The sequence below is a fragment of the Actinomadura sp. KC345 genome (genome assembly GCF_004348515.1).
Lineage (GTDB): Bacteria > Actinomycetota > Actinomycetes > Streptosporangiales > Streptosporangiaceae > Spirillospora.
This window is the reverse complement of record NZ_SMKH01000393.1, coordinates 1-5,893: the sequence shown is the minus strand read 5'-3', so window position 1 is coordinate 5,893 and position 5,893 is coordinate 1. Positions and strand designations below refer to the sequence as shown.

Annotated in this window: 5 protein-coding genes; 1 reads left to right on the top strand and 4 read right to left on the bottom strand. The window is 68.6% G+C overall.

The features are described 5' to 3' along the window. Positions 1 to 144: 144 nt before the first annotated feature. Entirely contained in the window at positions 145 to 1,158 is a 1,014-nt protein-coding gene (locus tag E1281_RS36320) for a cholesterol oxidase substrate-binding domain-containing protein (protein WP_131884236.1), read from the top strand. Between the two features lie 387 nt (positions 1,159 to 1,545). Here the strand turns inward: E1281_RS36320 and E1281_RS36315 are convergent, their stop codons facing one another. The 4 genes from E1281_RS36315 to E1281_RS36300 form a co-directional block, all read right to left on the bottom strand. After that, entirely contained in the window at positions 1,546 to 2,796 is a 1,251-nt protein-coding gene (locus E1281_RS36315) for a ferritin-like protein (RefSeq protein WP_131884235.1), read from the bottom strand. After that, positions 2,793 to 4,514 (bottom strand): DUF692 family multinuclear iron-containing protein, encoded by a 1,722-nt coding sequence (locus tag E1281_RS36310; RefSeq protein WP_131884234.1) that lies wholly within the window; start codon positions 4,512 to 4,514, stop codon positions 2,793 to 2,795. Before E1281_RS36310 ends, E1281_RS36315 begins: the two co-directional genes overlap by 4 nt. After that, complete coding sequence (locus E1281_RS36305) at positions 4,511 to 5,071, bottom strand: hypothetical protein (RefSeq protein ID WP_131884233.1); 561 nt, start codon at positions 5,069 to 5,071, stop codon at positions 4,511 to 4,513. The genes E1281_RS36310 and E1281_RS36305 overlap by 4 nt, the downstream gene beginning before the upstream one ends. An 81-nt stretch (positions 5,072 to 5,152) precedes the next feature. Then, a complete protein-coding gene (locus E1281_RS36300; RefSeq protein ID WP_131884232.1) occupies positions 5,153 to 5,494 on the bottom strand; it encodes a hypothetical protein in 342 nt (113 codons plus the stop codon). Positions 5,495 to 5,893: the final 399 nt, after the last annotated feature.

Sequence of the window (5,893 nt, the reverse complement as noted above, 5' to 3'; positions counted from 1 at the left end):
GCCGGCGCCCCTCACCGCCCCCGCTACCGGACAAGGTCTGGATCAACCCGCCACCCCAACCCCAGACCGACAACAAGCCACAAACCACCCACGTGGCCTGACGTCTCATCCGGTTTGACAGGTTCCGGTCCGTCCTATGGGTCTATGGGAGCGCTGGTCGGCTCCTTCACGGCCATCGGATGGGACCGGGATGCCGGGCGGTACGTTCCGTTCACTGCTGAGCGAGGAGACCCGGACTTCCGCCCCCACCTCGCCCACCTTGGACGAGCCTTCGTGGTGGACGTGACCCTCTGCGTCGAGCGGGACACGTGGCTGCGCTGCGTCAGCGACGTTTCGGCACGCGCGCGTGAGGTCGTCGGTCGGGGCCTGGCAGAGCTGGTCGACGCGGCCGGACGAGTGGAGGTCCTCTGGTTTCCCTACATCGATCGGACCTGGGTGAAAACCTGGACTCCCTCATGGGGGCAGTCGTTTTCGCGACCGGCGGTCCAGCCTTACAACTATCCGTTCTCCGACAACATCCCTGGTCCGGTCGCGGACCTGACCGCACGGATCGTCAAGGGTCGGCCGGAACTGGCACCCGAACTCGTCGAGGCGCAGCACGCGGCCATCACCTGGGGCCTTGCGGCGACAGGGGCGGGTGATCTGGTCGGGCCTTCCAAAAACGTGCTGCTGTATGCCAAGCCGTCCATGCTGCGCTATTCCCTTGGTGGATGGACGGTGCTGACGCGTCGTGCGGATCTGGGCGAGGCTGCGAGCAGGTTCGCCGACATATACCGGTCGCTTCTCAACGATTACAAGGAGCGCGGCCTTTATCCGGTGAACGGCCCGGTCGAGCTCAGGGTGACGGGCCTGGACCCATCGCCTTCTCTGGCCGCGTGCGCTCCCGACCCTGACAACCCCAACTTCGACACTGCGCTGTGGATCAACGTGGCCACCCTTCCCGGCTCCCTTGCCCATGCCACCTTCTTCACGGAACTGGAACGGCGCATGTTCTGTGTTTTCCGGCCGCCTCTCGCCCTTATCCGGGTTGAGTGGTCCAAGGGATGGGCCTATGGGCCGCGTGGGGCCTGGTCGTCACGGGCAATGCTCACCGAGACGATACCCGCCACCTGCAGGCGAGCGCCCCGGGTTCGGTCAGTCGAAAAAGCGGGGCTATGAGAGCGGCCGAACACGTCATCGGGTCGTGGATGCTTCCGATCCGGCGCAGGCGTACTTGGAAGGAGTTGTCATAGGCGTGCTGCTCGTTGGGCAAGACCGGCCATGGCCGGGACCGGGGCCGGCCCTGCCATGCGCGGGCCACCAGAACGGCCATAGTCCTGTGATTGGAGGAGCAGCGGCGCGCCGGGCGAGCAGGCGCAGAGAATCCACATCGTCGCCAGGTCCGTGACGTAGGCGCTTGCCGGCCTAGGACAGCTCGGCTCGCGGCTTGAAAGTACAGCCGAAGCGACCGGGATGTCGTGGCGTTCCCTGGCGCCTGCCCTGGGCCGGGGCGGTGCTTCGCGGTCTTGGTTCCGCATGGTGGGTCGCACCGCCCGGCCGCTTCGGTCAGACGTCGGGCATCTCGTCCAGCAGCCAGCGGACGCTGTTGTCGCCGCCCAGTTGCGGGAAGTGGGGAATGGCCTCGTCGCACAGCTTGATGAGGTGCTTTTTCTTGTCCTCGGAAGGCAGTCGCACGTATTCGAAGGTCGGGGCGATCTGGAGCTTGCGGTCGGCCAGCGGGCCGGTTTTGAAGGGGGTGTCCACCATGATCTCGGCGATGTTGGCCAGCAGCCCCTGCATGGCGGAGACGAACTGCCGCTCGTATCCGTAGCGCTTACTGCGCTGTCCCCGGACGACGTCGGTCGAGGGGGTGGTGTAGAGGACGTCGATCAGGTGGAGCACGTAGCAGTACGCCGCGTTGAACAGCTTGTTGATGCTGGTGGCCGCTTTGTCGTCGATGTACTGGGCGCCTTTGGGGTCGGTGGGGACCTTCCAGGTCGGGCCGATCGGTTCGATCCCGTCGGCGATGCGCTGGAACTTGGTGTAGTGCGGCAGCTCGTCCAGGCCGGGCCTGGGGTAGAGCGGGTCGATCGGCACCGACGGGTTGACCTGCTCGGCCCCCTCCCCTTGATCGATGATCATCTTCAGTGCCTGGTCGGCGGTCTTCAGGTCCTCGACCAGGAGGGTGTCCCCGCCGCCGTCCTTGTTCCAGTAGGCGGCGGTGTACTGCAGTTCGGGGCGGTTGTTGGCCCACAGGGCCTCGCCGTACTGGTCGTTGAGCTTTTTCAAGCCCGCGCAGATGGACTTGTAGAAAACGCCGATGGTGGAGTACTGACCCTTGCCAGGTGCGCCCTCGCCCTTTGCGGGGCGGGGGCGTTCGAACTCCATGAAGACCTTTCGGACGAGTGCCCTGTCGCAGCGGCTCAGCCGCAGCAGCAGCGGCGGGTAGCGGTGCAGCATGTACTCGGGGTAGTCGGGCAGGAAGTCCTCGTCGTAGAACTTCACCTTGTCGCCGAAGCCCAGCGCCACCAAAATGTTGCGCACCAGGCACAGATGGAGCATCTCCTCGATGACGATGCTGCGGATCAGGCGCTGGGCTCCCATGCCGGGATCCCAGCGGGAGTGTCCCTGGCCGGCGATCGAGTACATGGCGTACAGGTACATGGGAATGGTCTGGGTCTCCACGGCCGCGGCCTGGATCAGATGGTTGCGCAGGTCGTCCTTGGTGGTGACGCCCTTGGTGGCGTCCACCGGATTGGTGGTCAGGATCGTCGGCAGGTTCTGGCCGCCGTCGGAAGCAGGAGCGTCGTTGCTCACGGTGTGGTCTCCTTGAGGGCGCTGGATGCGGGCGGTGCGACCCAGCCGCGGGCGGCCCAGTCGCGCAGGTGGCGGTGGGCCTGGCCGAGGTCGATCGGGCCGGCGGCGGCCGCGCGTTCGAGGGACTCCCCTTGCGTCAGGGCGTCCAGCAGGGCGAAGGCGTCGGCGGAGAGCGGTGTGGTGATGACGCGGTAGTCGCGCCGGAACAGCACCAGGTATGTCGGTTCGGGCGTGGGCGGCGCCGGGCGCAGGTCCCGGCGGACGTCGGCGTGGTAGTGGTGCACCGGCGCGCAGGTCCGCAGCAGCCGCAGGCAGGGGGCGGCCGTCGCCGTCAGGGTTCCGGCGGGCGGCACCGGCGGTCCTGCCCGGCCTTCCAGGCCGGGGCCGTCGATGACCTGTGCGAAGGCGTGTTCGTACCGCACCAGGTCGATCATGATGTCGATCCACGGCTCGCGTGCCGACGCGCGGTCGGGCCGGCAGGCGTCGAGGTGGTCGGCGAACCCCTCACCCAGCCGCGCCAGGGTGTAGCCGCGGGACGGACGGGCGTCCAGGTAGTCCGCGGCGAACTCGTCGAACAGCTGCGCGCCGAGCAGGACCCGCAGCGCCGGGTACTGGTGGCGCATCGTCTCCAGCAGCCGTTCGCGGTAGCCGTGCCGGTAGATGTCCAGGCGCCGCTCGGCGCTGAGCGGCGGTGCGTCCGCCAGCATCGCGGCGGCCGCCCCGGCGGGTCCGGCGGGGGCGACGATGGCGTCGCGCAGCCAGCGCTGGGCCGCCGCCAGCGATGGAGCCTGGTCAGGGACGGCGGGGCGGGCGGCCGTGATGGACGCCGGGGCCGTTGTGTCGCTTCGGCCGACGTCGGAAGCGGGCGTGCCGAGGTATCGGCGGGCCTTGTGGAGTTCGGCGAGCAGCTCGGGGAACGGGGGAAGGCGGTCGTCCCACTCCAGCAGCGTCGGAACGGGGCCGCTGAGGGCGGTGGCGAGCCGGTACAGGTGCCACACCGGCGGGGCGACGGGCCGGTCATGGGTGTCGATCAGGTGGGTCCCCTTGTCGGCGGAGCCCGCCAGGTGGATCTGCGCGATCCGGTCGTGGGGCAGTGCCCGGATGTACTCCTCGGGGTCGAAGCCGTGGTTGGTCGCGGAGACGAAGACGTTGTTGACGTCCAGCAGCAGACGGCATCCGGTCTCCTCGCACAGGCGCGCCAGGAACTCCCATTCGGGCATCGTCGCGTGGGCGAAGGCGGCGTAGGTGCTGGGGTTCTCCAGCACCAGGGGCCGTTCCAGGACGTCCTGGACGACGCGGACGCGCCGGGCCAGGTGCCGCAGGGACCGCTCGGTGAACGGGATCGGCAGCAGCTCGTGGGTGTTCACCCCGGCCACGCCCGTGAAGCACACGTGGTCCGACACCCAGCGCGCCCCGATCGAGCCGGCTAGGCGCCGCAGCCGGTGCAGGTAGTCCATGTCCAGAGGATCGGTGCCGCCGACCGACATCGACACCCCGTGCATCACCACCGGGTAGCGCTCGGCGATCCGGTCCAGGGCGTGGCGCGGGTAGCCGCCGGAGTCCATGAAGTTCTCGGAGATGATCTCGAACCACTCCACCGGCGGCCACGCCGACAGCACGTGCGGCAGGTGCGAGGATCGCAGCCCCAACCCCAGCCCCAGCCGGGAGCCCGCCGCCGCGTCCCGGTCGCCCGCAGTGCAAGAGGGAGCGGCCGTCACTGCCTCTTCAGCTCCTCGACACGGCCGGGCTCGTACGAGGGGACCAGGTCGTCGGGGTACCCCTCGCCCGGCGACGGGCCGAATGGGACGCCCGCCTCGTACATGCGCTGCTCGAACACCTTGCGGGCGCGCTTCCACACGCTGGTGCCCCGGAAGGGCCCGGCGGCGTGCACCCGGCTGATGTTGATCGGGCTGGCGCAGCTGCCGGAGTAGCGGCAGTGCTGGGCGCCGGGGATGGCCTGCTCGGCCTCGTGGCCGGTGTAGCCGCAGCCGCCCTGGCCTCGGCACTCGTTGGCGCCGTGGCACTCGTGGAAGACCGTGGCGCACTGGCCGGTGCCGGCCATCCAGCCGGTGCCGTCGCGCCCGAGGCCGGCGCAGGAGTTCAGCCCCATGCACACGTGCAGCTCACGGGCCTTGGGATCCCGCCCCGGCGTGGTGCGATGCGGACGCTTCTCCCACACCTTCGCGCGGGCTTTCTCGCCTTGCTCGCCGCCCTGGATGAACGATTCGGTGTCCTTGGTGACCATCCGCTCGTCCTGGCCTTGCGATGGGGTCATCGGCCTGCCTTCCATCGTGCCGTCATGAGTCGTCGGGGCGCGGACCCGCGCTGTGGCGCGGGTCCGCGCTGTGGCGCGGGTTCAGAGGGGCTTGCAGTAGGTCCCGGTGACGCTTTCGGGCAGGTTCGCGTGCCCGGCCGGGAAGTAGTCCGGCGGCCGTTTCGTGCACTTCAGCTTGGGGCCGGAGCCTTCCCTCGACTGGATCAGGAAGGTGCCGTCGATCGGACCGCTGCGGGGTGCCTCCGGCGGGGCGGCGCAGTTCAGCCAGCCCATCCCCCGGTGCTTGTTCCCGGTGAAGGTCCGGTCGCAGGTGTAGGCGTAGGTGGGAGCGGGCGCGGCGTGGGCGGGCGCCGTCATCGCGGTCACGACGACGGCGCCCGCGACGGCGGCGCCCGCGACGGCGGCCATCCGTGGCAGAAGCATCTTCTGTCCCTCGCGTTTCTTGGGTCGGGTCATCCAGCAAAATTCCCCGACACTACGCAGCCGAACAGTTACTCACAGCAATGAAGGGGTTATCGTCAAGAGATGATGAGTTGCCCTGCCGGCCAGCGGACCAAGAGGCGTGAACCGCCCGGAACAATTACCGAACGGACCGCTCGCCTCTCGACCGGTATCCCGCTCCGGGCAGCGGCGATGGAAGATGCTGTGGCCGGGCAAGAGGGCACGCCTGTGCCATCACCGTGTGCTCTGGCGCTCGGAACCTGTCAAACCTGATGAGACGTCAGGCCACTTGAGCGGTTTGTGTCTCGTTGTCGTTCTGGAGTGCTTCGGGTGGCGGGTTGATCCAGACCTTGTCCGGTAGTGGGGGCGGTGAGGGGCATC

Coding starts and splice junctions, on each gene's coding strand:
- E1281_RS36320 (WP_131884236.1), top strand. CDS start 145: ATGGGAGCGCTGGTCGGCTCCTTCACGGCCATCGGATGGGACCGGGAT.
- E1281_RS36305 (WP_131884233.1), bottom strand. CDS start 5,071: ATGACCCCATCGCAAGGCCAGGACGAGCGGATGGTCACCAAGGACACC.
- E1281_RS36300 (WP_131884232.1), bottom strand. CDS start 5,494: ATGCTTCTGCCACGGATGGCCGCCGTCGCGGGCGCCGCCGTCGCGGGC.